This window comes from Shewanella sp. YQ_9 (assembly GCF_043103185.1).
GTDB classification, from domain to species: Bacteria; Pseudomonadota; Gammaproteobacteria; order Enterobacterales; family Shewanellaceae; genus Shewanella; species Shewanella algae.
In genome coordinates, this window is sequence record NZ_JBICJO010000058.1 from 1 (window position 1) to 1,095 (window position 1,095).

General features: G+C 54.1%; 1 protein-coding gene. It reads left to right on the top strand.

Translation table 11 applies throughout. The features are described 5' to 3' along the window. Window positions 1-1,004: IS110 family transposase (locus ACF8D4_RS15870; RefSeq protein ID WP_392468839.1), on the top strand; the 1,004-nt coding region annotated here is incomplete at its 5' end. Between the last annotated feature and the right edge of the window lie 91 nt (window positions 1,005-1,095).

Consider the following 1,095-nt stretch of genomic DNA (forward strand, 5'->3'; position numbering starts at 1 on the left):
GTTCATTCGATAAACTCATTAAGAATCAAACAGCCAAGACCAGCAAGCTCTGTGTTATCTATGAGGCCGGTCCCTGCGGCTTCTGGCTCTATCGTCATCTGTTGCGCCGTGGCATTGAATGCTGGGTGGTAGCGCCGGCACTCATCCCCAAAGCTCCGGGCGACCGGGTCAAAACCGATAAACGCGATGCCATGACATTGGCCAGGTTAGCGCGTAGCGGCGATTTGCACTCTATTTATGTTCCGGATGAGCGGGATGAAGCTATCCGCGACCTTATCCGCTGCCGGGAAGATGCCATGCTCGATTTGCGCCAGGCACGGCAACGGCTGAAATCCTTTCTGCTGCGTCATGGTCATCCCTGCACTGGTCGGCAAAACTGGACCGAGGCCTATCGACGCCACCTGGCTGATATCAACTTTCCGCAAAGTGCTACTAAAATCACCTTTCAGCACTACATTCATATCGTTACCGAGCGCTATGAGCGCTTGCAACGGCTGGAATTGGAGCTGCAAAGCCTGGCCGAAAGCTGGCGTTGGTACCCACTGGTGCAACGTCTGACGGTACTGCGTGGAGTACGTTTCTTATCCGCTATGACCCTATTGGCGGAACTGGGTGACCTCAGACGCTTTGCTTCTCCGCGTTCACTGATGAACTTTGTCGGTTTGACACCCAGCGAACACTCCAGTGGTCAGCGGGAACGGCGTGGCGGCATCACTAAGTGCGGCAATAGCCACGCCAGACGCATCCTTATTGAATCGGCCTGGGCCTATCGTTTCCCCGCTCGGGTCTCGAGGGAATTGGAAAGTCGCCAACAAGAGCACTCTATCAAACTGCAAACTCGCTCATGGGAAATCCAGCAGCGCCTATGTCGACGCTTTCATGCCTTAAAAGCAAGAGGCAAAGAATACAATAAAGTCGTTACCGCTGTGGCTCGCGAACTGACAGGCTACATTTGGGATTTAGCCCAAGGTTTTGATGCCGATATGCCACAACAAGCGTACTGAATTACATTTAAAAATCACTCTGGCAGCGCCGGACGGCGGCAGCGGAGCGAGCAACCCTCGAGGGCGTTAAGCGGTCACATCCGCGCTTCTA